Below are 23,628 nucleotides of genomic sequence, written 5' to 3' on the forward strand. Positions count from 1 at the left end.
GTACAACGTCGAACCGGGGCGGAAAGACCCGCTAATTTCCCCCTATTCACGCGATCGGTAACTTCCCCATACAAATTAGACTGGCCGGCAGCACGGCACGAACCATGCCACTCACTGAACAGGACATCGCCCGCCTTGCGCGCCTCGCAGGGCTGCAGCTCGACGCGTCGGACCGGGAACGCGCCCGGGACGAGTTCACCCGGATCCTGGGCCTGATCGAACAGCTCCAGGCCGTCGACACCGCCGGCATCGAGCCCATGGCCCACCCCCTGGCCGCGCACCAGGACATTTCGCTGCGCTTGCGCGATGACCAGGCCGCGCCGACCCAGACCCTCGAAGAACGCGCGGCCCACATGGCCAATGCCCCCGCCCAGCACGCAGGCCTGTTCCTCGTGCCCACCGTCATCGAGTGATACCCACGCATGTCCGCCATCCATGAATTCGAAGGCATCCAGGCCCTGGCCGATGCGCTGCGGCAAGGCCGCCTGAGCGCGGCCGAACTCGCCGGCGAGGCGCTGCGCGCGGCGCGCGCCCACGGCGATTCCAAGCTGTTCCTGCACATCGACGAGGACCTGACGCTTGCCCAGGCCCGCGAGGCCGATGCGGCCATCGCCGCCGGACGCGCGGGGCCGCTGACCGGCATACCCATCGCCCACAAGGACCTGTTCGTGACGCGCGGCTGGCGCACCACCGCGGCCAGCCGGATGCTGGCCGACTACGTCAGCCCCTTCGACGCCACGGTGGTGGCGCGCCTGCACGAGGCGGGCGCCGTATCCCTGGGCAAGCTCAGCTGCGACGAATTCGCCATGGGCTCCGCCAATGAAAACGCAGTCGGCGGCCCTGTGCGCAACCCCTGGGATCCCGACCGGATCCCGGGCGGCTCGTCCGGCGGCTCGGCGGCTGCCGTCGCAGCCCGCCTGGTCCTGGGCGCGACGGGCACCGATACCGGCGGCTCGGTGCGCCAGCCGGCGGCCCTGTGCGGCGTCAGCGGCATCAAGCCGACTTACGGCACGGTCTCGCGCTACGGGATCGTGGCCTACGCCTCCAGCCTCGACCAGGCCGGCCCGATCGCGCGCAGCGCGCGCGACCTGGTGCCCCTGCTCGATGCCATCAGCGGCTTCGATCCCCTGGATTCGACCAGCCTCCAGACCTGCGACGGGCGCGCCAATGCGCCGGGCCGCGTCCTGGCGGATTACCGGCAGGCCTGCGAACGCCTCCAGGCGGCCGGCGCCCGGCCGCTCGAGGGCCTGCGCATCGGCGTGCCGCGCGAGTTCTTCAACGAGGGCCTGGCGGCCGAGGTGGGCGCGGCCATCGAGGCGGCGCTGTCCGTGTTCGAATCCCTGGGCGCCCGACGCGTCGAGATCTCGCTGCCGCGCACGGCACTCTCGATCCCCGCCTACTATGTCATCGCCCCGGCGGAAGCCTCCAGCAACCTGTCGCGCTACGACGGCGTGCGCTACGGCCACCGCGCCGCGAATTACGGCGACCTGGCCGACATGACCAGCCGCTCGCGCACCGAGGGCTTCGGCGACGAGGTCCGGCGCCGCATCCTGGTGGGCACCTACGTGCTGTCGCATGGCTATTACGACGCCTACTACCTGCAGGCGCAACGCGTGCGCCGCATGATCGCCGACGATTTCCGCAAGGCCTTCGCCGAGGACTGCGACCTCATCATGGGTCCGGTCACCCCGACCGTCGCACGCCGCATCGGCGACAATCGCCAGGATCCGATCGCCGATTGGCTGGGCGACATCTATACGCTGGGCGTCAGCCTGGCCGGCCTGCCGGGCATGTCGATTCCCTGCGGCTTCGGCGGCGGGTCGCGCCCCCTGCCGATCGGCCTGCAGATCATCGGCAACTATTTCGACGAAGGGCGCCTGCTGGCGCTCGCCGATCGCTACCAGCAAGCCACCGACTGGCACCAACGCACTCCGGGACAGCAATGATGGAATGGGAAATCGTCATCGGGCTGGAAACGCACACCCAGCTGTCGACCGAATCCAAGATCTTCTCGGACAGCAGCACGCGTTTCGGCGCGGCCCCCAACACCCAGGCCAACGCCGTCGACATGGCCCTGCCCGGGTCGCTGCCCGTCATGAACCGCGGGGCGGTCGAGCGCGCCATCCGTTTCGGCCTGGCCGTCGGCGCCGTCGTGGCGCCGCGCTCGGTGTTCGCGCGCAAGAATTATTTCTATCCCGACCTGCCAAAGAACTACCAGATCAGCCAGTTCGAACTGCCCATCGTGGTCGGCGGCTCGCTGTCGTTCTTCGTCGGCGAACAGGAACACACCGTCAATCTCACCCGCGCCCACCTCGAAGAAGACGCGGGCAAATCCCTGCACGAGCATTTCACCGGGCCACACGGCGAATCCTCCAGCGGCATCGACCTCAACCGGGCCGGCACGCCGCTGCTGGAAATCGTGTCCGAACCCGAAATGCGCTCGGCCGCCGAGGCCGTCGCCTACGCCCGCACCCTGCACGGCCTGGTCGTCTGGCTGGGCATTTGCGACGGCAACATGCAGGAAGGCTCGTTTCGCGTGGATGCCAACGTCTCGGTGCGTCCCAAGGGCCAGGCGGCATTCGGCACCCGCTGCGAGATCAAGAACCTCAATTCCTTCCGCTTCCTCGAGCGCGCCATCCAGTACGAGGTCCGGCGCCAGATCGAACTCATCGAGGACGGCGGCACCGTGGTGCAGGAAACCCGCCTGTACGATTCGGACCGCGACGAAACCCGCAGCATGCGCAGCAAGGAAGACTCGCACGACTACCGTTATTTCCCCGACCCCGACCTGCCGCCGCTGGTCGTCACCCCGGAATGGATCGAACGGGTGCGCGCCGACATGCCCGAACTGCCGGCGGACAAGCGCGCCCGTTTCGTCGCCGACCTGGGGCTGAGTGCCTACGACGCAGCCCAGCTGACCATGCACCGGCGCACGGCCGACTATTTCGAGGCCGCCGCGGGGGCGCTGCCCGCCGACCAGGCCAAGCTCGCCGCCAACTGGATCCTGGGCGAGCTCTCGGCCGCCCTGAACCGCGACGAGCTCGAGATCGGCGACTCGCCTATTCCGCCGGCGCGACTGGCCGCGCTGATCGCCCGCATCATCGACGGCACGCTGTCCAACAAGATCGCTCGCGATGTCTTCGCGGCCATGTGGGCGGGCGAGTCCGGCGGGGAACCCGACGCCATCATCGAGGCGCGCGGCCTGCGCCAGATTAACGACACGGCGGCGATTGGCGCCATGATCGACGAGGTTCTGGCCGCCCACCCGGCCATCGTCGAGGAATACCGTGCCGGCAAGCAAAAGGCATTCAACTCGCTGGTGGGCCAGGTGATGAAGGCTGCGCGCGGCAAGGCCAATCCTCAGCAGGTCAACGCCTTGCTGCTGGAAAAACTGGGATGACCCGGGCCACGGCGCATTAATAATGCGCGGGCCGTTCGAATATAACGGCCCGCGCGTGTTGAAATAGCGGCGCCATGCCATGTCGAATATCCGATGGCGGTAAATCCGCACTTCATCGGAAAACGAATTCGCCGATTTTGCCGAATCCCCTTGTTTATGACATAATGGGGAGGAACATTTCCGCGGGCTTTTCTCGCCCGCTCGGGATCTGAATATCATCCCGCCCCAAACCCAGGGAATCCATTTATCGCGCCATGATCGAAAACCGCCATTCCTTTCGCCTACCAGAGAACCGGATGAACGATTATCGTGATCCGATTCTCGAGGCTGGGCCGGGCGGAATATCAAATGGCCGTTTTGGCATGCGCATCCGGCATTGCGACGCAAAGCCGCCCGAGTAAATCCCCCACACTCCGCCGTTCGGTGATCTACGGCATTCGCCGCCCTCACGTACGTCCGCGGCGCCGCATAACGACGGCGGCACAAACCCCGAACACCCCAAGGCGTGGCCTCGAAGCCACTTCGATCAACAGCCATGGCTTGCCCATGGCACGCGGTCCGCGACCGCGCCAAGTCAACTCCAATATGCTCGATACTCAGGAACTGGACCGGCGCTTGAGGCACAAGGCCTTGTTATTGGCCGCGGCGCGGTCGGAAAATGCAGCCATGCGGGAAAACATCCGTCTTTTGAGGCATGAGAATGCGGCCTTGAAAGAAAATCACGATACGGCCGACCAGCTGTCGCCAATATCCGTGCAATGCGTATGACGCCCCCCGCCAAGCCGAGGATTGCATTGATCATCGATTCGGAATCCTGGGCTTTCGCCAATATCTCCAGGCAGCTCGTCAAACACCTGGGGGATCGATTCGATTTCAAGATCATCCCCGCCGAGGTCATCGACAATATCGCGCAGGTCCTGATGATGACCCGTGATTGCGCCGTGACTCATTTCTTCTGGCGCGACTTCCTGAACGCAGTGACCCAGGGATTTGCCAGGGAGTATTGCCACGCCCTTGGATTCAGTTCCCACGAGGTGTTCCTGAACCGATACGTACATCATCGGACGATCACCACGTCCGTCTACGACCATTTGTTCCTGACGGACGCGGAAATCCATGCGCGCACCCCGCTATTCAATGACATCATCGACGGGTACACGGTCAGTTCGCAGCGCCTGATGGACGCCTACAAAAGCATCACCGACTTTCCGAACCCGGACGGCGTGACCGAGGACGGCGTGGACCTCGGCCTATTCAAACCCATGAACCTTTCCCGCCTCGGCATGCGGGGCAAGCGCCCCATGGTGATCGGCTGGGCGGGAAATTCCCACTGGTCCCGCGAACGGGGGGAGGATTTCAAGGGGCTGCACACCATCCTGAAGCCGGCGATCGAGCAATTGCAATGCGAAGGCCTGAACATCCGCCTGGATCTGGCCGATCGGCAACAGTCCCAGATTCCCCTCGAGGACATGCCCGCATACTACGCCGGGCTGGACCTCTACGTATGCCCCTCCAAGATCGAAGGGACGCCCAATCCTGTGCTCGAGGCCATGGCATGCGGCGTCCCGGTCATCTCCACCGACGTGGGCGTCGTGCCGCAGGCATTCGACGGCGATCCGTTCGGGATGATCCTGCCCGAACGCAGCGTGCCGGCGCTGAAGACCCGGATCCGACGCCACTACGAGTGCGCGCCCGATCGGATTCGCAGAATCTCGGATTATGGCCTGCTCAAGATCAGGGCATGGAGCTGGGACAGGAAAGCCGAAAACTTCCGGCGGTTCTTCGACCGGTTCCTGGATACATCCCATGCCTCGGCATACCTCTCCTGAGCGTTCGGCGTTCGCCGCCATCATGGCGCAGCCGGTTCCCCGGATGGTGTTCTATTACGGGGACATCGACGGGACCCGCGCACTGGACGAATTCGACGTGGCGGTGATCGAGCCCGGACATGGATTCCGTCCCGCCCGCCACGGCCGTCCGGGCACGCTGTGGCTGGGATATATCGGCATCGGCGAAATCCTGGAGACCGTCCCTCTTTTCGACGCCATGCCCCGCGAATGGCTGATCGGCCGCAACGGCATCTGGGGCGGACGGATCATCGACCAAGCGGCCGCGGGCTGGCCCGATTTCCTGGTGGACGCCATCGCATCGCCCCTCTGGCGGGCCGGCTATCGGGGCTTTTTCCTCGACACCATGGACTCCTACTTGCTGCTCGGTCTGAATCCCTCGGCGCGCGCACGCCAGCGGCGGGGGTTGTCGCGCGCCATCGGCCGGCTGCGCGCGGCATTCCCCGATGCGGTCATCATCGTGAATCGCGGCTTCGAGCTATTGGAGGCGCTGGGCGACCGTATCGATGCGCTGGCCTTCGAATCCCTATACCGAGGGTGGGACGAGGCGCGCCAGCAGTACGTCGAGGTGCCGCCCCAGGACCGCGCGTGGCTGCTCGAGCAGGCGCGCGCGGCGCGTGCCTGCGGCCTGCCGGTGATCGCGATCGATTATTGCCCGGCATACGAATTCGAATCGATCCCGCCCCTCATGAAAAAGATCGCCGCACACGGCATCACACCCTATGTCGGCGACAAGCATCTGATGGCCGCCCCCACAGACTCGTGGCCTCTAGGCCCCTAGGAAGACACATGTTCCCTGCCCCATATCGGCTCAAGCTGGAGACCATCGACATCCCAAACACAGCGAGCCTCCTGATCCGCTCCTTGCTCGACCATCAGCAATACCACGACCCCGACGGCGAGGCCGAGCGTCTGGGTATCAGTTCCGCACTCTGGCCCTTGTTCGGGCTGTTGTGGCCCTCGGCGATTTATCTGGCGGGCCACCTGGCCTTGCGGCCCCTGCGCGCAGGGGAACGCATACTCGAAATCGGCTGCGGCCTGGCGTTGCCCAGCATGGTCTGCCACCGCCGGGGGGCCCGCGTCACGGCCAGCGACTGCCATCCCCTCGCCGGTCCCTTCCTGCGCAAGAACCTTCACCTGAACCGCCTGCCCCCGACGCTCGCATACCGGCACGGCCACTGGGGCCCGGACGCGCCATCCGCGCAGCCCTCGCAGGCGCAGCCTCTGACGGGCCGGCACGATCTCATCATCGGCAGCGACCTGCTGTATGAACGCGACACGCCTGCCGCATTGGCCGGCTTCATCGACCGACATGCACGGCCCGAGGCGCACGCATGGATCGTCGATGCCAACCGCGGCCACCGGCAAGCCTTCAGCCACCACATGGCCCGCCATCGCTTCGTCCTGTATGACGACATCCGATTGAGCCGGACGCCCTGCCTGACCGGCGGCCTGCGATACAAGGGCCGCCTGCTGAAGTACCGGCGCGACGGCTAAGGCCGGGCCCGGCGGGGGCAGGCGCTAGACGCCGTAGCGCCGGCGATAGGCCGCGACGGCCTCGCCATGCGCCGACAGGCCGGCATCGCCTTCCAGCACCGCCATGATGTCGGCCAGAGACGCAATGCTGACCACCGGGATGCCGTAGGCCTGCTCCACCTCCTGGACGGCCGAATGCGCCGACAGCGCCCCGTCGGCGCCGGCGCGCTCCATGCGGTCGAGAGCGATGAGGACGGCCGCGGGCTGGGCGCCCGCCGCACGGATCAAGGCCACGGACTCGCGCACCGAGGTCCCCGCCGTGATCACGTCGTCGATGATCACCACGCGGCCGGCCAAGGGCGCGCCCACCAGCGTGCCGCCCTCGCCATGGTCCTTGGCCTCTTTGCGGTTGAAGGCGAAGGGCACCGTCCGGCCGGCCAGGGCCGGGTGCCCGGCCAGCGCCACCGCCGTCGCCGTCGCCAGCGGGATGCCCTTGTAAGCCGGGCCGAACAGCATGTCGAACCCCAGACCGGAATCCACCAGCGCCTGGGCATAGAACTGCGCCAGACGCCCGACCGCGCCGCCGTCGTTGAACAGGCCGGCATTGAAGAAATAAGGGCTCAGGCGTCCCGACTTGACTGTGAATTCGCCAAATCGCAACACCCCATGATCCAGGGCGAAACGGACGAATTCCTCGGCATGGGTTCCCGGCATGGCTATGGCCTCTGTACATGGAAAACCGCCATTATCCGATATTCGCGGGCCCGGGCCGGCGTAACGTCCGGACAACGCAATGCGTTGCGCATGCCAGCCGGCCGCGACGAAAAGCCGCGCGGCGCCGGCCCGATCATTTATTTCCCGCGCAGATTCTTCTAAGATGCCTTTACCCACAAGCCAGACCGGGTTTTGTGGCCATTCATCGAGGGAAAAATCATGGACAACACCTGCTGCGCCACCTGGGCGCCCCGCCTCACCAGCCTGATCCGCATCGGCAGCGGCTACATGTTGTTGCTGCACGGCACCACCAAGCTCCTCGGCATCCCGGAATCCCCCATGTCCGGCACAGCGCTCTTTTCCCTGTACGGCATCGCCGGCCTGATCGAACTGGTGGCGGGCGCACTGCTGCTGATCGGCCTGTTCACCCGCTGCACGGCATTCGTCGCCTCGGGCTTCGGCGCCGCCGCCTACCTGATCGGCCACGTGGCGTCCAAGGGCTTTTTCTTCCTGCCCATGTTCAACGGCGGCGAGGCGGCCCTGCTGTATTCCTTCGTGTTCTTCTTGCTGTTCCTGTACGGCCCGGGCCCCTGGAGCATCGACGCCATGATCCGCAAGCAGGACTGACCACACGCGTTCGGGCAAGGCGCCGCCGGCGCCTTGGGCCGTCCGCCCGGCCCCCGCCCGCCTCCATTCGGGTACAGTTCAAGGCTGAACGAATTCGAGGAGACCCCGTGCTGCGCATCACTTCCCTCAATGTCAATGGCATCCGCTCGGCCTTTCGCAAAGGACTGGCCGACTGGCTGGCGCAAACGCGCCCCGACGTGGCATGCCTGCAGGAAATCAAGGTCCAGGACAGCGACCTGGCCGAGGATCTGCGGCATCCCGCGGGATACACCGGCCATTTCCACCACGCACAAAAGAAAGGCTACAGCGGTGTCGGCCTGTACCTCGCCCGGGCCGCCGAGTCCATCGCCTCGGGCATGGACTGCCCCGAATTCGATGCCGAGGGCCGCATCCTGCGGGCCGACTGGCCGGGCCTGAGCATCGTCAGCGCCTACCTGCCCTCCGGATCCAGCGGCGACGAACGCCAGGCCGCCAAGTACCGCTTTCTCGATCACTATGAGGGCTGGCTGGCCGGCCTGATGGATGAGCATCGCCAGACCGGGCGCGAGTTCGTCCTTTGCGGGGACTGGAACATCGCCCACCAGGAGATCGACCTCAAGAACTGGAAGGGCAACCGCAAGAACAGCGGTTTCCTGCCCGAGGAGCGCGCCTGGCTCAGCAAAGTCTTCGATGACGGCGGCTGGGTGGACGTCTACCGCCAACTGCACCCCGAGGCCACCGGCGACGCCTATACGTGGTGGAGCAACCGCGGCCAGGCCTGGGCCAAGAACGTAGGGTGGCGGATCGACTATCAGATCGCCACGCCCGGCATCGCGGAACGGGCCCACGCGGCCTCCATCTACAAGGATGCCAGGTTCAGCGACCACGCCCCCCTGACGATCGACTACGACTGGACGCTTTAGGCACCCATGTCCCCCATTCCTCCGGCACGCGATCCGTCCTCTCAGGAGCAAGCCGACGTCTCGGGCGACGAATCGCAGCAACTCCTGTCGATGGCCGTCGCCGAAAGCGGCACGGGAATCTGGGACCGCGACGTGCAGGGTGGCCGGATCCACTATTCCGCCGGCTGGAAAGCCATCCTCGGGTATGCCGAGGACGAGATCGGCGACGATATCCGCGACAGCTACCGGCGCGTCCATCCGGACGACCTGGAATACGTCAAGGCCACCATGCAGGCGCACTTCGACGGGCTTACGGACGCCTACGAGGTCGAGCACCGGATACGCTGCAAGGACGGCAGCTATAAATGGGTGCACAGCCGCGGCCGCGTCGTGAGCCGGGATGCGCAGGGGGTAGCCCTGCGGATGATCGGCACCACCACGGACAACACGGCGCTGCATACGGTCTCCGAACGATTGCGCGACACCGTCGACCTGATCACCAACCTCACCAATGAAGTGCCCGGGCTGGTCTTCCAGTACCGAGTGCCTGTGGAGGGGCCGCCGCGCTTTTCGTACGCCAGCGCCGGCGCGCGCGACATCTATGAACTGGAGCCCGACGCCCTGGCCGCGGATGCGCGGATTCTGGATGCGCTGATCCATCCGGAGGACCTGCGCGGCTATCACGACTCGCTGCGGGCCTGCGCCGCCACACTATCGCCCTGGCATCTCGAATACCGTGTCCGCCTGCCGCGGCAGGGGCTGCGCTGGCGCCAGGGCGATGCGCGGCCGCAACGCATGCCCGGCGGCGGCACGCTGTGGCACGGGTTCATCACTGACGTGACCGAGCGCAAGCACATCGAATCCGAGCTGCGCGAGTCCGCCTCGACGGACGTCCTCACCCTCCTGCCCAACCGGCGTCACTTCATGAGCCAGCTCGAGGCCGCGCGGGCACGTCTGGCGCAAATGGGCGGCGAGCACCGCATCGCCGTCATGATGTGCGACCTGGATCACTTCAAGCAGGTCAACGACCGATGGGGGCACGCCGCGGGCGACGCCGCGCTGCGCCATTTCGCCGCCACCCTGCGGGCGGGACTGCGCACCACGGACCTGGCGGGACGCATGGGCGGCGAGGAATTCGCCGTCATGCTGCGGGATTCCGATCTTGCGGGGGCCGAGGCGTTTGCGCGCCGCCTGCAGCATAGGCTTGCCTCCATGCCTGTGACGCTTGAATCGGACGGGCGGGCGACACTGGCGCTGAGCATCGGCATCACCCTGATGCATCCCGCCGACGACTCGGCCGAGGCCCCGCTGATCCGCAGCGACCGGGCGCTCTATCGCGCCAAGCGCAAGGGACGCAACCGGATCGAGATCGAACCCTGACGCCTCAGGCCGCCGCTCTGCGTGCCGGGCGCCCGCCCGGCGCCGAGCGCAGATAGTGCTGCGCCAACACGGCGCAGACCATGAGCTGGATCTGGTGAAAGATCATCAGGGGCAGCAGCACCGGACCGATTGCCGCCGAGCTGAAGAGCACCTGGGCCATGGGCACCCCGGTCGCCATGCTCTTTTTCGAGCCGCAAAATACGATGGTGATCTCGTCCTCGCGCCCGAACCCCAGACGGCGCGTGCTCCAGATGTTCAGCACCAGCACCAGCGCCAGCAACAGGCAGCAGACCACGAGGAGCTTGACCAGGGCGTCGGGCGGCACGGCCTGCCACAGGCCGCTGATGACGGACTCGCTGAATGCCGTGTACACCACCAGCAGGATCGAGCTCTGGTCGACGCCGACCACGAGCTTGCGGTGCGCATCCATCCAGCGGCCGATCCAGGGGCGCATCAGGTGTCCCACGATGAACGGCAGCAGGATCTGGACACTGATCTTCAGGATCGCGTTCAGCAGCGATGAGCTGCCCAGCGCCTGCGTATCGGCGCCCAGCATGAGCTGCAGCAGCAAGGGGGTGATCACGATGCCGACGATGCTGGAGGCCGAGGCCGCGCAAACAGCCGCGGGCACATTGCCGCGGGCGACCGATGTGAACGCGATGGCGGATTGAACCGTGCCCGGCAGGACGCACAGATAGACGACGCCGATGTAGAGAGGCTCGCCGAGCAGGGGCAAAAGAACCGGCCGGAGCACCCATCCCAAAATCGGAAAAATCACGAATGTCCAGATGAACACCACGCCGTGCAATCGCCAGTGTGTGGCCCCTGCGATGATCGCCTCGCGTGAAAGCTTGGCGCCGTGCAGGAAGAACAACAGGGCAATCGCCGCGGTCGTGAGCCATTCGAAGAACACTGCACCCTGTCCGTGTGCCGGCACCACCGAAGCGGCGATGACGACAACAATCAGGATGATGGTGAAACGATCGAACAGCAGGCGTAATTTCGACAACATGGTTTGGAATGCTCCGGCGGTCCGGGGCTCTCGAGAAGTAGATTAAACTGGACCGGGCTTAATGTTTGGCCGCAAAAGGATATGAAACATTCGCCAACGGACATCGGCGCACCGCTCATCGGGCTACGGCAGCTGCTGCGCAAGCTGCCCCGCCGGGCGTATGGCCATGTGTTGAGCCAATCCAACATGATCATCCCGCGCCGCCACAAGCACACCTGGGCACAGGTGTCCTACGCGATCCAGGGATATCTGGAAGTCTGGACCGCCGGCGCCCGTTTCATCGCCCTGCCACAACGGGCCGTCTGGATACCGCCGGGCATCGAGCACCGGGTGCGCACCACCCCCCGGACCGTCATCCGCAGCCTGTATCTGGAGGCGGGGGCGCTGCCGCAACACTGGCCCGACTGCCGCATCCTCGCCATCGACCCTCTGCTGCATGAACTCATCCGCGCGTTCAGCGTCATCCCGATCGAGTACGACGAGTCGGGGGCCGACGGCCGCCTCGTGCAGGTGATGCTCGATCGGCTGGCGCAGGCCCCCCAGGCCGGGCTGATCCTGCCCTGGCCATCGGATCCTCGCCTGCACACCGTGTGCGAGCACCTGCACCGCCATCCCGACGAAGCGCTGTCCCTGACGGACTACAGCCGCCGCGTGGGGGTGTCCGAAAAGACCCTGACCCGCTTGTTCGTGCAGCAAACCGGCCTGGGTTTTCGCCTGTGGCGGCAGCGCGCCCGACTGGTCCACGCCCTGCCGCTGCTCGAGCGCGGCGACCGCATCACCGACGTGGCCCTGGCCTGCGGCTACGACAGTCTGTCGTCCTTCATCGCGGCATTCCGGGAATCGACCGGCGTGACGCCGCGCGCCTTCATGTCCGATGCCGGCCTGGTGGACGCGGCCTCGGAGCCTGTCGCGCCGACCTGAGCGGCCCCACGCCGCGGCCCGTACGGGGCGGTAGCCGCCCCGCCCCCGCATCAGCCCGCCTCCGGCGCATCCAGCGCCCGGACCTCGCGGCGCAAGGCCCACAGCAACACCAGGCCGGGCAGCGCAATCAGCACCGTCAGCACGAAAAACAACGGCCAGTCGTAGTGTTCGACCAGGACCGGCGTCAGCGGCCCCGCCAGGTAGGTGCGTCCCACCGCCGACAAGGCCGAGAGCAGCGCGAACTGCGTCGCCGAGAACTGCTGCCGGCACAGGCCCATCAACAAGGCCACGAAGGCCGCGGTGCCCAAACCGCCGCAGAGGTTCTCGACCGCCACCACGAACGCCATCGAGTACAGATGCGGCGGCGTGACCGCCAGCACCCAATACCCGAAATTCGACACTGCCTGCAGGATGCCGAAGGCCATCAGCGAGCGATACAAACCCAGGCGCGTCATCAGCCCGCCGCCCAGCAAGGCGCCGACGATCGTGGCCGCCAGCCCAAACACCTTGTTGACCATCCCCACCTCGGTGACGTCGAAGCCGGCGCCGCGCAGCAGGAACGTCGTCGACAGGGCGCCGGCGAAGGCGTCGCCGAGCTTGTACAACACAATCAGCAGGAGGATCGACAGGGCGCCGCGCCGCCGGAAGAATTCGCGCAGCGGCTCGACCACCGCCAGGCGCAGCGTGCGCGGCGCCGCCGCGACGTGCTCGGGCTCGGGCGCGACCAGCGTGGACAGCGAGCACACCGCCATCAGGCCCCCCATGGCGATGTACATGCCACGCCAGCCCAGCCATTGATCCGCCAGGATCAATGCCAGCCCGCCCGAGACGATCATCGCCAGCCGGTAGCCCAGAACCTTGAGGGCCGCACCCGCCGCCCGCTCGTCCTTGTGCAGCACGTCCGTGCTGTAGGCATCGAAGGCAATGTCCTGGGTCGCCGACAGGAAGGCCACCCAGACCGCCATCAGGGCCAGCAGCCCCAGGTGCGCACCCGGCGCGAAGAACCCCATGGCGGCGATCGACAGGGCCAGCAGGAGCTGGGTCAGGAACACCCAGCCGCGGCGCCGTCCCAGCCACGGCGGCGCGTAGCGATCGACCAGGGGTGCCCACAGGAATTTCAGGGTGTAGGCTGAACCCACCAGGGTCAGGAAGCCGATCTGCTGCAGGGACACCTGCTCGACCGTGGCCCAGGCCTGCAGGGTGCCGCCCGTCAGGGCCAGCGGCAAGCCGCTGGCGAACCCCAGGACCAGCAAGGGCGCGACCCGCCGCCCGGCGTAGACGCGCCAGCCGACGCTCACGCGTCCGCCCGTGGGTGGGGGGACTCGAAACGATACACCGCCAGGGTGCTGCGCCAGCCCTGGAGAAAGCGGATCTCACGCTGTCCGTGGAAGGTCGCCAGGTGGGTGATGCGCAAGCCGAGCTTGGCCGCCAGCCGCTGGAAATCACGCAACGTGCATAAATGGATGTTTGGCGTGTTGTACCACTCGTAGGGCATCTGGCCGGTCACCGGCATGCGGCCGAACAGAATGGACCAGCCATGCGGCCAATAGCCAAAGTTGGGAAAGGACACAATGCCGTAACGGGCCACCCGGGCCATTTCACGAAGAATGTGCTCGGTATGGTGCATGGACTGCAGCGTCTGCGACAGGACCACCGTGTCGAACTGGCCGTCGCCGAACAGCGCCAGGCCTTCCTCGAGGTTTTGCTGGATCACCTGCACGCCGCGCCGGACCGCCGCGATCACGCTGTCGTCATCGAGCTCGACCCCCGCGCCGCGCACCTGACGGGTGTCGTGCAAGTGGGCCAGCAAGGTGCCGTCGGCGCAGCCCAGGTCCAGCACCCGGCTGCCGGGATCGATCCATTCCGCGATGCGCAGCAGGTCGGCGCGCGGCCCCTGGGGGGCCTGAGACTGAGTCAGCATGGCGCCCCCCAAGGCGCTGCGCGCCACCCCCCCAAGGGGGGATTCGCGCTTGGGACGGCCCGGCGCGCTCATGCCAACACCCCCGCCGTGCGGCTGCGCGCGGCGAGCCCCAGGCGATGCGCGATGCGGTCGAAATAGCCCTGCACGACCGCGTGGTAGCGCGGATCCTCGAGCAGGAAGGCGTCATGGCCATGGGGCGCGTCGATCTCGGCGTAGGTTACCTCGCGCTGGTTCTTGAGCAGCGCGCGCACGATCTCGCGCGAGTGTTCGGGCGCAAAGCGCCAGTCCGTGGAAAACGACACCAACAGAAAGCGCGCCCGGGCCGCCGCCAGCGCGCGCGCGAGGTCGCCGCCATGATCGCGCGCCGGATCGAAATAATCCAGTGCGCGCGTCAGCAGCAGATAGGTGTTCGCATCGAAATACCGCGAGAATTTTTCCCCCTGGTAACGCAGGTAGGATTCGACCTCGAACTCGACGTCGTAGTTGTAATGAAACCGGCCGTCCGGCCCCGGCGCGCGCTGGGCGCGGCCGAACTTCTCGGCCATGACCTCGTCGGACTGATACGTGATGTGGCCGACCATGCGGGCCACCGACAGGCCGTGCGTGGGCACGACGCCATCCGCATAATAGTGCCCGCCCCGGAAATCGGGATCGGTGATGATGGCCCGGCGCGCCACCTCGTTGAAGGCGATGTTCTGGGCGCTGAGGCGCGCCGTGCTGGCGATCACGATGCAATGGCCGACGCGCTCCGGACAGGTGATCGACCAGCTCAGCGCCTGCATCCCGCCCAGCGACCCGCCCATCACGGCCGCGAGCTTCTGGATTCCGAAATGGTCGGCCACGCGCGCCTGCGCACGCACCCAGTCCTCGACCGTCAGCAGGGGGAAGCTCGCCCCCCAGGGCTCGCCGGTCTCGGGATTGATGCTGACCGGGCCGGTCGAACCGAAGCACGAACCGAGGTTGTTGACGCCGATCACAAAGAACCGATCAGTGTCCACCGCCTTGCCCGGCCCCACCATGTTGTCCCACCAGCCCACGCTGTCGGGCTGGCTGGCATCCAGCCCGGCCACGTGATGCGAGGCATTCAGGGCGTGGCAGATGAGGACGGCGTTGCTGCGCTCGGCATTCAGCGTGCCATAGGTCTCGACCGCCAGGGTATAGGCGGGCAGCACCTGGCCGCTGGCCAAGGCCAGGGGCTCGTCGAACGTCAGGTATTCGGGGGAGACATAGCCCACACTGCCTTCGGGCACCTCGGCAAGCGCGGCGGCGGCAGGGGTCACGGAAATCACGGTCATGGGACCTCTTTAGCTGGATTTATGGGGCGCCCGCAAGCGGATCAGGCAAATCGGCGCAAATTCGTGTCGCTATTCTAGCACCCACCCCTGCGAGCATCACAATTCCAGGCATGGCCTGAACTTGCATCAAGGATGCGGCAGCTATGGGTTTACCCCTTCAGGCGAAGCTGATACTTTTGCTAACGCTTTTGAATAAAAAGATCCTAAAGGGGAGTAAACACCATGAAACCTCTGACCGCCCGCGAACGGGAATGCCTGCTGTGGGCGGCCCAAGGCAAGACCAGCTGGGAAATCGGCCGGATCCTGGGCATCGCCGAACGCACCGTCAATTTCCATATCGCCAATACTTGTACCAAGCTCGACGTCAGGACCCGACAGGCCGCGATCACCGCCGCACTGGAATGGGGCCTGATCAGCGTGCGCCGGACGGCATTCGCAAACCCAGCCAGAAATCCTGCACGGGCGCACGCCCAAAGGCGCCTGCCTCGGCCGTCACCACTGCCTCCAACAAATCCTGTCTGCTAAGCACCACCAGCGCCTCCAGGCGCATGGGCCGCTCGGGCGTCCCCCCATCGACGATGAATCGCTCTCCGGGCTCAGGCAGCGGATCGGGAGCCTGCGCCCCCAAGTTGTCATAGAACGACCGGATGACGCCGCGTGCCAGCGCCCGCGCCGCTTCGGGGTCGGCGCGCAAGACTTCCGGCAGGGGCGCATGGCCGAGGGCGAACAGCACCGAGCCGGCCTGGGCCATCGTCATCGTCAAGCTCAACGGATGGCCCTCGAAGTCCACCTCGCGGGTCTGGGACTGCGGTCGCGCCGGCAGGACCCCCGTAACGGCGCCATTGGCAACCTGGACCGAACGCCAATCGAATTCGGGCGAACACCCCGCCAAGGCCAAGGCGCATGCCGCGCCCAATATCCATCGAACCAAGACCTCACCTCCCGTTGCAGGCCATCCGATGATTGTACGGCCTCGGGTAAAATGGACGCCCACGCCATCAACCCGACCCCATCATGATTCATGCCAACGAACGGCGCGCACGCCTGGCCGCGCGCCCCGACCTGTTGCAGGGCATTCTGCGCGGCATCGAAAAGGAAGGCCTGCGGGTGGATGCGCAAGGCCGGCTCGCCGCGACCCCGCACCCCAAGGCACTGGGCTCGGCCCTCACCAATCCGCATGTCACCACCGATTATTCCGAAGCCCTGCTCGAGCTGATCACGGGCACGCGCCGCGACGCGGCTGCGCTGATCGACGAGCTGCTGGACACGCACGCCTTCGTGGCGCGGCGCAATCCCGGCGAAGTCGTCTGGAACCAGTCCATGCCCGCCCACCTGCCGCCAGAGGCCGACATCCCGGTCGCCTGGTACGGCACCTCGAACACGGGCATGCTCAAGCACGTCTACCGCGAGGGCCTCGCCTGGCGCTACGGCAAGGCCATGCAATGCATCGCCGGCGTACATTACAACTTTTCCCTGCCCGAGGCGGCCTGGGACATCCTCCAGCCCGAGGGCGACACCCCGATGGAGCGCCGCGACTCGGGCTACATGGCCCTGATCCGCAACTTCATGCGCCAGGCCTGGCTGCTGATGTATCTATTCGGCGCCTCGCCGGCCGTGTCGCGCAGCTTTCTGCAGCATGCCGGCCTCGAACACGGCCTGCAGGCCCTCGGACGCGACACCTGCATCCTGCCCTGGGCCACCAGCCTGCGCATGAGCGACCTCGGCTACAAGAACCCCATCCAGTCCGACCTGGCGCTCTGTTACAACGACCTGGATACTTTCTCGGCGCGCATCCATGCCGCGGTCACCACCCCATGGCCGGACTACGAGGCCCTGGGCACGCACCGCGACGGCCGCTGGATCCAGCTGAATACCAACATCCTCCAGATCGAGAACGAGTACTACTCCAGCATCCGGCCCAAACAGGTCACCGGCCGCTGTGAACGTCCCGTGACCGCGCTGCGCCAGCGCGGCATCCAGTACATCGAGGTCCGCTGCATGGACATCGACCCGGAGGCGCCCGCCGGCATCGACGTCCAGACCAGCCGCTTCCTGGATGCCTTCCTGCTGTATTGCGCGATCGAAGACAGCCCGCTGTTCCCGCCACCGGGCTTCTGCCAGGAAAGCCAGGACAACTTCGCCATGGTCGCGCGCGAGGGGCGCCGCCCCGGCCTGGCACTGGTGCACGACGGCCGCCCGGCGCCGCTGCGGGACTGGGGGCTGGACATCCTGGATCGGATCCAACCCTATGCCGCCCTGCTGGACGAGGCCCTCGGCGGCGACGCCCACGCGGCGGCGCTCGAGGCCCAGCGGGCCAAGGTCCTGGACCCCGAGGCCACACCCTCGGCCTGCCTGCTCGCGCACCTGCGCGACGGCGGCCTCGAATTCCACGACTGGACGCTGCGCCGCAGCCGGGAGCACTGGGCGACCCTGCAGGCGCGCCCGCTGACGCCGCAAACCCTGGCGGCCTACGACGAGGCGGCACGCCGCTCGATCGACGAGCAGGCCGCCATCGAAGCCAGCGATACGGAAACCTTCGAACAGTACGTGGCGCGCTTTCACGCGGCCTTGGATCCCCAGCCGGTCTCCGAAGGCCGTTCATCCCAGCCCACACAGGGCGAATTCACCACACACACCAGTAAGCATTTGTGAAATGCATGTGTTTCGGGGATAATCGCAGCATCCTCCGTCTACGGCCTTGACCGGAGACGGGCGGCTTCCCGGCGTGGCATCTAGCGGCGCGTCGGGCCAGACGCACGGTTATGCCCCAAGAATACAAGGCCAGAAACCTGTAGCTCCGCCGTGCCGGACGATGAAAAGTTGGCATGCACGTTCGACTAGATGCAATTCGATCGGATGAACGACCGACGGATTGCGCCTATATCCCCCCGTCCCCACGCGCGCCACGTCACCGGCGTGCCCGCTTCTTGCCGCTGGCCGCCCTGCTGGGCCTGGCGGCGGCATGCGGCTGGGCGGGTGCCGAGCCTGCCGTCCCCAGCACGACGCTGCGCGAGGTCGTCGAAAAGGCGATCGTCACCAACCCGGAGATCCTCGCCCAGTTCCAGGCCTTGCAATCCGCGCTCGAGGGCCAGAATATTTCCCGGGGCGCCTTGCGGCCCGAGGTCCAGCTGCAGGCGCAAACCGGCCATGAATGGCGTGGCGACACCCCTGGGGCGCCGCCGGCGGACTGGCACCGCAATGCCTATTCGTTGCAACTGACGCAATTGCTGTACGACGGCTGGACTTCGGCCAGCAGCGTGCGCAAACTCGGCTACGAAAAAGTAGCCAAATACTATGACCTGCTGGCCACCTCGGACACGCTGGCCGCCGACGCCGTCAATGCCTACCTGGATATCCGCCGCTATCGGCAGATGATCCAGCTGGCCCAGGACAACTACAAGATCCACGAGCACACCCTCAAGCTGCTCGCCGAACGCGAAAGCTCCGGCGTAGGCCGGGGGGTGGACCACGAGCAGGCCGTCAGCCGCCTCGCCCTCGCCCAGACCAACCTGATGACCGAGTCCAACAACCTGATTTCGGTCGAACAGCGCTATCGCCGCATCACAGGCGAGGCGGCGCCCGAGCATCTGGCGGCGGCGCCGGACGTCAGCGGCCAGATCCCGAAACAGCCCAGCGACTTCCTGCCGGCCCTGGCCGGCAATCCGGGCATCCTGTCCAAGCAGGCCCTGCTGTTGGCTGCGGAGGCGGCACGCGATGCGGCGCGGGGACGGTTCGCGCCCACGATCCAGTTGCGCGCCAGCACCGGCGTGGACACGGCCCTGCCGGACGACAGCTCGCGCAACCTGCACAGCTCCAGCGTCGCGGTCGTGCTCTCGTACAACCTGTACCGCGGCGGCGCCGACGCCGCCCGCCTGCGCCAAAGCGCCGCCGACCGCTATGCCGCCCGCGACGTGCGCGACTATACCTGCCGCAACGCCCAGCAGGAACTCGCGCTGGCCTGGAGCAACATCGCGCGGCTGCAGGAACAGCTGCCGTTCCTGCGCCAGCGCGAACAGGCCATGTCCAAGGTCAGCATCGCCGCCGAGGAACAATTCCGGATCGGCCAGCGTTCGCTGCTGGACCTGCTGGACACCTCCAATGAGCTCTTCGAGGCGCGCCGCGCGCGCCTCAACGGCGAGTACGACCTCACGCAGCAGCGGTACCGCTGGCTGGCCCTGTCCCACCGCGTCCTTGCGGCGCTGGACATCGCGTCACCGGCCAAAGGCGGCGCGTCCGAGGAAGCCGGCGCGCTGGAACTCACCCGCGAGGCCCTCGCCGCCTGCGCAGCGCCGGTGCCCGACACCCGCAGCCTGCAACCGATGTCCATCACCTATCACCAAGGCATGACGCCACCCACTCTGACGCCGTCGGATCGGACGGGGGCCGGCGGCGGTTCGCCGGGCGTCCAGCCCCGCCCTTGACCTGCCAGAGCCGCCATGGACAAACACGACGCCGACAAATCCTCCCTCTCCGACCTGGATGTCGACTTCATCCGCGTGCTCGAGGACCTGATCGACGCGCTGCTGGCCAACGGGACGATCCGGCTCACGGACCTGCCGCCGCAGGCGGTCAAGAAGCTCAGCCAGCGGAAACAAGCGCGCAAACGCATGCGCGACGCACTGGACCTGCTCGATGACGATCAGAACATCCTCTGACGCGGATTCGGCTGGAACCGGCCCGGCCTGGCAGCCGCCCCGCCACACCACGCACGACGATCCGCTGCTGGCGTGCCTGGTCGACCTGGCGCACCTGCACGGCAATCCATGCACGGCGCAATCGCTCTCCAGCGGCCTGCCGCTGGTCGACAATCGGCTCACGCCCGCGCTGCTGCCCCGGGCGGCGGCGCGCGCCCGATGCTCGGCACGGATCGTCCGACGTCCCCTGGAGGTCATCGCGCAAGGCCTGCTGCCCGCCATACTCCTCCTCGAGCACGGCCGTGCCTGCCTGCTGCTCGAGGCGCACGACGACCACTGCCTGATCCAGCACCCCGAGACCGGCGCGGCCAGCCGGATCCCGACAGCGGCGCTGCAGGCCGACTATACGGGCCTCGTCTGCTTCGTACAGCCGCAGTTCCGCTTCGACGCCCGGGCGCCCAGGACCGACGGCCCGCGCAAGGGCCACTGGTTCTGGTCCGCGATCTTCGAGAACCGCCGCCTCTATCGCGACGCCCTCGTATCGGCATTGCTGATCAATATCTTTGCGATCGTCATGCCGCTGTTCACGATGAATGTCTATGACCGCGTCGTGCCGAACAATGCCATCGCCACCTTGTGGGTGCTGGTCATCGGCATCACGCTGGCCCTGGCCTTCAACTACGCCTTGACGACCGCAAGAGCGCACGTGGTCGATACGGCCAGCAAGCGCATCGACATCCGGCTTTCGGCCCAGATCATGGAGCGCATCCTCGATCTGCGCATGGAAAGCCGGCCGGTCTCGGTCGGATCGTTCGCCTCGAACGTGCGCTCGTTCGAGACCATCCGCGACTTCATCGCCTCGGCCAGCCTCACCACCCTGGTCGACCTGCCGTTCATCCTGCTGTTTCTCGCCGTCCTGGCCTGGATCTCGCCCTGGCTGGTCCTGCCGCCGGCGGTCGCCATCGTGCTGGCGCTCGGCGTCTCGGCGATCTCGCAGTTCCGCATGAAAAAGCTCATCGTCGAGACATTCAAGGCGGGATCGCAGCGCAACGGCGTGCTGGTCGAGACCATCGGCGGCCTCGAAACCGTCAAGGCCCTCAACGCCCAGGGCCATGCCCAGCGCGCGTGGGAGGACACGACGCGCTTTCTGGCGCACCTGGGCACGCGCATCAAGCTGATCTCGTCGGCCACCGTGGGATTCGTGCAGATGTTGCAGCAAATGGTCAGCGTCGCGGTGATCATCGTCGGCGTCTACCTGCTGCAAGACGGCGCGCTGTCCCTGGGCGGCATCATCGCCTCGTCCATGCTGGCGGGGCGCTGCCTGTCTCCGCTGGGCCAGGTCGCCGGCCTGATGATGCAGTACGAGAACGCCCGCGCCTCGCTGGGTTCCATCGACGACTACATGAACATGCCCGTCGAGCACCCCGCGGACAAGACTTACGTGGCACGCCCCGACCTGCAAGGCGACATCGAATTCCGCAACGTCTCGTTCAGCTACCCCGAAAGCGCTCAACCCTCGCTGCGGGACATCAGCTTCAAGATCCAAAAGGGCGAGAAGATCGGCATCATCGGCCGGATCGGATCCGGCAAGAGTACCCTGGAAAAACTGATTCTCGGCCTGTATGTCCCCAGCGAAGGCGCGGTTCTCATCGACGGCGTCGACATCCGCCAGATCGACCCGATCGACCTGCGGCGCGCCATCGGCCACGCGCCCCAGGATCCCATCCTGTTCTACGGTTCGCTGAAACACAACCTGACGCTGGGCGCCCCCTTCGTGAACGATGCCGACATGCTGGCCGCCGCCGCAATCGCCGGCATCGACGAACTCGCGGCGCGCCATCCCGACGGCTACGACATGACCATCGGCGAACGCGGGGACTCGATTTCCGGGGGCCAGCGCCAGTCCATCGCCATCGCGCGGGCGCTGATCAACAATCCATCGATTGTGCTGCTGGACGAACCCAGCAGCAACATGGACAACCAGACCGAAGCCGCACTCAAGGCCCGCCTCCAGGAGGCCTGCAGGGACAAGACCGTCATCATCGTCACCCATCGCACCGCCATGCTCAGCCTGATCGACCGCCTCATCATCGTCGACGAGGGCCGGATCGTCGCCGATGGTCCCAAGGATTACGTGATCGACGCCCTGCGCGAGGGGCGCATCACCCGCGCCACGAGGGCGGCATGAGCCGCAAGCCAACCCACCCGACCACGGACGGCGGCTTTTCGGCCGACGACTACTGGACGGCCGGCCAGCACCGGGCCGGCGGCACGCGCATGCTGCTCTGGATCTCGCTGCTGGCCATCGGCGCGCTGCTGGTCTGGGCGTCATTGGCCGAGATCGATGAAATGGTCAAGGGCGAAGGCAAGGTCGTCCCCTCGCAGCAAGTCCAGGTCATCCAGAGCCTGGACGGCGGCATCGTGAAGGAGATCCTGGTGAGGCCCGGCCAGCACGTGGAGCCGGGCCAGGTCCTGCTGCGCATCGATCCGACACGCTATTCGTCCTCGCTGGGCGAGAATCGCGCCGAAGCGCTGGCGCTGGCCGCCAAGGCCGCACGGCTCGAGGCCCTGGCCACCGGCCGGCCCTTCGTCGCGCCCCCCTTGGTTGCCAGCGAAGCCCCGGAGGTCATCGAACTCGAGACCCGCATCTGGCAAACCAAACAGCGGGAAATGGAAGCGACCATCAACATCGCCCGCGAGCAATTCAACCAGCGCGAACAGGAACTGCGCGAAACCCAGGCCAAGCGCGATCAGGCCAAGGCCAGCTGCGACCTGACGGCGCGCGAACTGCAAGTCACCCGCCCGCTGCTGCGCACCGGCGCCGTCTCGCAAGTCGATCTGCTGCGTCTCGAGCGCGACGTCGCCCGGTATTGCGGCGACCAGAAAGCCGCGGAAGCGCAAATCGACCGCCTGTCGGCCGCCATCGAGGAGGCCAAGAGCAAAATCGAGGAAGCCGAGCTGAACATCCGCAACCAGGCGCGCAGCGACCTCTCGGACACACGGGCCAGGCTCGCCGCCCTGCGCGAGGGGCAGCTGGCCCTGCTGGACAAGGTCAAGCTCTCGGACATCCGCTCGCCGGTCCGCGGCACGGTCAAGTCCCTGGCCTACAACACCGTCGGCGGCGTGGTCCAGCCGGGCAAGGACATCCTGGAGATCGTCCCGACGGACGACACCCTGCTGCTGGAGGTTCGCGTCCACCCCCGCGACATCGGCTTCCTGCGCGACGGCGAAGACGCCGAGGTCAAGTTCACGGCCTATGACTTCGCCATCTATGGCGGGCTGCAAGGCCGCGTCGAGCAGATCGCCGCCGACACGACCGTCGATGAAAAAGGCAACGCGTTCTATATCGTCAAGGTCCGCACCGAACGCAATTATGTGCGCGACCCCGCCAACACCATCATCCCCGGCATGGTGGCCGAGGTCTACATCCTGACGGGCAAGCGCACGGTGATGCAGTATCTGCTCAAGCCCATTTTGCGCGCCAAATCCGATTCACTCATCGAGCGCTGAAGGAATCCAG

At 66.5% G+C, this 23,628-nt stretch carries 23 protein-coding genes; 17 read left to right on the forward strand and 6 right to left on the reverse strand.

Annotation, left to right across the window (positions count from 1 at the left end; all coding sequences use genetic code 11):
• The first annotated feature begins 104 nt into the window (after positions 1-104).
• The 7 genes from gatC (at position 105) to OOZ48_RS06930 (ending at position 6,744) form a co-directional block, all read left to right on the forward strand.
• The gene (gene gatC / locus OOZ48_RS06900; RefSeq protein WP_269496767.1) at positions 105-413 is read left to right on the forward strand and encodes an Asp-tRNA(Asn)/Glu-tRNA(Gln) amidotransferase subunit GatC; all 309 of its coding nucleotides are present in this window, start codon (positions 105-107) and stop codon (positions 411-413) included.
• A 9-nt stretch (positions 414-422) separates the two neighbouring features.
• Complete coding sequence (gatA, locus tag OOZ48_RS06905; protein ID WP_269496769.1) at positions 423-1,946, forward strand: Asp-tRNA(Asn)/Glu-tRNA(Gln) amidotransferase subunit GatA; 1,524 nt, start codon at positions 423-425, stop codon at positions 1,944-1,946.
• Entirely contained in the window at positions 1,946-3,400 is a 1,455-nt protein-coding gene (gatB, locus tag OOZ48_RS06910) for an Asp-tRNA(Asn)/Glu-tRNA(Gln) amidotransferase subunit GatB (RefSeq protein WP_269496827.1), read from the forward strand. Before gatA ends, gatB begins: the two co-directional genes overlap by 1 nt.
• 348 nt (positions 3,401-3,748) lie before the next feature.
• Entirely contained in the window at positions 3,749-4,168 is a 420-nt protein-coding gene (locus OOZ48_RS06915; RefSeq protein ID WP_269496770.1) for a hypothetical protein, read from the forward strand.
• A 26-nt stretch (positions 4,169-4,194) separates the two neighbouring features.
• Positions 4,195-5,229 carry a glycosyltransferase family 4 protein gene (locus OOZ48_RS06920; RefSeq protein ID WP_269496772.1) on the forward strand — a complete coding sequence of 345 codons (1,035 nt, stop codon included), beginning with the start codon at positions 4,195-4,197 and terminating at the stop codon, positions 5,227-5,229.
• Positions 5,207-6,028 (forward strand): endo alpha-1,4 polygalactosaminidase, encoded by an 822-nt coding sequence (locus tag OOZ48_RS06925; RefSeq protein WP_269496773.1) that lies wholly within the window; start codon positions 5,207-5,209, stop codon positions 6,026-6,028. Before OOZ48_RS06920 ends, OOZ48_RS06925 begins: the two co-directional genes overlap by 23 nt.
• An 8-nt stretch (positions 6,029-6,036) precedes the next feature.
• Entirely contained in the window at positions 6,037-6,744 is a 708-nt protein-coding gene (locus OOZ48_RS06930; protein ID WP_269496775.1) for a class I SAM-dependent methyltransferase, read from the forward strand.
• 24 nt (positions 6,745-6,768) lie between these two features.
• Here OOZ48_RS06930 and pyrE read toward each other — a convergent pair whose 3' ends face one another.
• Entirely contained in the window at positions 6,769-7,437 is a 669-nt protein-coding gene (gene pyrE, locus OOZ48_RS06935; protein WP_269496777.1) for an orotate phosphoribosyltransferase, read from the reverse strand.
• 219 nt (positions 7,438-7,656) lie between these two features.
• Here pyrE and OOZ48_RS06940 point away from each other — a divergent pair, with 219 nt between their 5' ends.
• The 3 genes from OOZ48_RS06940 to OOZ48_RS06950 all read left to right on the forward strand — a co-directional run bounded on the left by OOZ48_RS06940 (position 7,657) and on the right by OOZ48_RS06950 (position 10,325).
• Positions 7,657-8,064, forward strand: a complete 408-nt coding sequence (locus OOZ48_RS06940) for a DoxX family protein (protein ID WP_269496779.1) — start codon at positions 7,657-7,659, stop codon at positions 8,062-8,064.
• A gap of 107 nt (positions 8,065-8,171) precedes the next feature.
• On the forward strand, positions 8,172-8,966 hold the full coding sequence (locus OOZ48_RS06945; protein WP_269496781.1) for an exodeoxyribonuclease III: 795 nt from the start codon (positions 8,172-8,174) through the stop codon (positions 8,964-8,966).
• A gap of 6 nt (positions 8,967-8,972) precedes the next feature.
• Positions 8,973-10,325 carry a sensor domain-containing diguanylate cyclase gene (locus OOZ48_RS06950; protein WP_269496783.1) on the forward strand — a complete coding sequence of 451 codons (1,353 nt, stop codon included), beginning with the start codon at positions 8,973-8,975 and terminating at the stop codon, positions 10,323-10,325.
• Between the two features lie 4 nt (positions 10,326-10,329).
• On the opposite strand, the gene OOZ48_RS06955 is transcribed toward OOZ48_RS06950, so the two are convergent.
• A complete protein-coding gene (locus tag OOZ48_RS06955) occupies positions 10,330-11,337 on the reverse strand; it encodes a bile acid:sodium symporter family protein (RefSeq protein WP_269496785.1) in 1,008 nt (335 codons plus the stop codon).
• Between the two features lie 81 nt (positions 11,338-11,418).
• Here OOZ48_RS06955 and OOZ48_RS06960 point away from each other — a divergent pair, with 81 nt between their 5' ends.
• Positions 11,419-12,258 (forward strand): AraC family transcriptional regulator, encoded by an 840-nt coding sequence (locus OOZ48_RS06960; protein WP_269496787.1) that lies wholly within the window; start codon positions 11,419-11,421, stop codon positions 12,256-12,258.
• 50 nt (positions 12,259-12,308) lie between these two features.
• Here OOZ48_RS06960 and OOZ48_RS06965 read toward each other — a convergent pair whose 3' ends face one another.
• From OOZ48_RS06965 to metX, 3 genes are all read right to left on the reverse strand, one after another.
• On the reverse strand, positions 12,309-13,556 hold the full coding sequence (locus OOZ48_RS06965; protein WP_269496789.1) for a muropeptide transporter: 1,248 nt from the start codon (positions 13,554-13,556) through the stop codon (positions 12,309-12,311).
• The gene (gene metW / locus OOZ48_RS06970; protein ID WP_269496829.1) at positions 13,553-14,179 is read right to left on the reverse strand and encodes a methionine biosynthesis protein MetW; all 627 of its coding nucleotides are present in this window, start codon (positions 14,177-14,179) and stop codon (positions 13,553-13,555) included. Before metW ends, OOZ48_RS06965 begins: the two co-directional genes overlap by 4 nt.
• Positions 14,180-14,247: 68 nt before the next feature.
• Positions 14,248-15,474: a homoserine O-succinyltransferase MetX gene (gene metX, locus OOZ48_RS06975; protein WP_269496791.1), complete on the reverse strand. Its 1,227-nt coding sequence runs from the start codon at positions 15,472-15,474 to the stop codon at positions 14,248-14,250.
• Between the two features lie 222 nt (positions 15,475-15,696).
• On the opposite strand from metX, the gene OOZ48_RS06980 reads away from it, so the two are divergent.
• Positions 15,697-15,999 carry a helix-turn-helix domain-containing protein gene (locus tag OOZ48_RS06980; RefSeq protein WP_269496793.1) on the forward strand — a complete coding sequence of 101 codons (303 nt, stop codon included), beginning with the start codon at positions 15,697-15,699 and terminating at the stop codon, positions 15,997-15,999.
• On the opposite strand, the gene OOZ48_RS06985 is transcribed toward OOZ48_RS06980, so the two are convergent.
• Positions 15,887-16,405, reverse strand: coding sequence for a hypothetical protein (locus OOZ48_RS06985; protein WP_269496834.1), 519 nt, complete (start codon positions 16,403-16,405; stop codon positions 15,887-15,889). The genes OOZ48_RS06980 and OOZ48_RS06985 overlap by 113 nt on opposite strands.
• An 83-nt stretch (positions 16,406-16,488) precedes the next feature.
• On the opposite strand from OOZ48_RS06985, the gene gshA reads away from it, so the two are divergent.
• From gshA to OOZ48_RS07010, 5 genes are all read left to right on the forward strand, one after another.
• The gene (gshA, locus tag OOZ48_RS06990) at positions 16,489-18,126 is read left to right on the forward strand and encodes a glutamate--cysteine ligase (RefSeq protein WP_442867548.1); all 1,638 of its coding nucleotides are present in this window, start codon (positions 16,489-16,491) and stop codon (positions 18,124-18,126) included.
• Between the two features lie 275 nt (positions 18,127-18,401).
• A complete protein-coding gene (locus OOZ48_RS06995) occupies positions 18,402-19,895 on the forward strand; it encodes a TolC family outer membrane protein (protein ID WP_269496795.1) in 1,494 nt (497 codons plus the stop codon).
• 15 nt (positions 19,896-19,910) lie between these two features.
• The gene (locus OOZ48_RS07000) at positions 19,911-20,129 is read left to right on the forward strand and encodes a hypothetical protein (RefSeq protein WP_269496797.1); all 219 of its coding nucleotides are present in this window, start codon (positions 19,911-19,913) and stop codon (positions 20,127-20,129) included.
• Entirely contained in the window at positions 20,107-22,296 is a 2,190-nt protein-coding gene (locus OOZ48_RS07005; RefSeq protein ID WP_269496799.1) for a type I secretion system permease/ATPase, read from the forward strand. The genes OOZ48_RS07000 and OOZ48_RS07005 overlap by 23 nt, the downstream gene beginning before the upstream one ends.
• Positions 22,293-23,618 carry an HlyD family type I secretion periplasmic adaptor subunit gene (locus OOZ48_RS07010; protein WP_269496801.1) on the forward strand — a complete coding sequence of 442 codons (1,326 nt, stop codon included), beginning with the start codon at positions 22,293-22,295 and terminating at the stop codon, positions 23,616-23,618. Before OOZ48_RS07005 ends, OOZ48_RS07010 begins: the two co-directional genes overlap by 4 nt.
• The last annotated feature ends 10 nt before the right edge of the window (positions 23,619-23,628 follow it).

This window comes from Castellaniella sp. S9 (genome assembly GCF_027257175.1).
Taxonomy (GTDB): domain Bacteria; phylum Pseudomonadota; class Gammaproteobacteria; order Burkholderiales; family Burkholderiaceae_B; genus Castellaniella.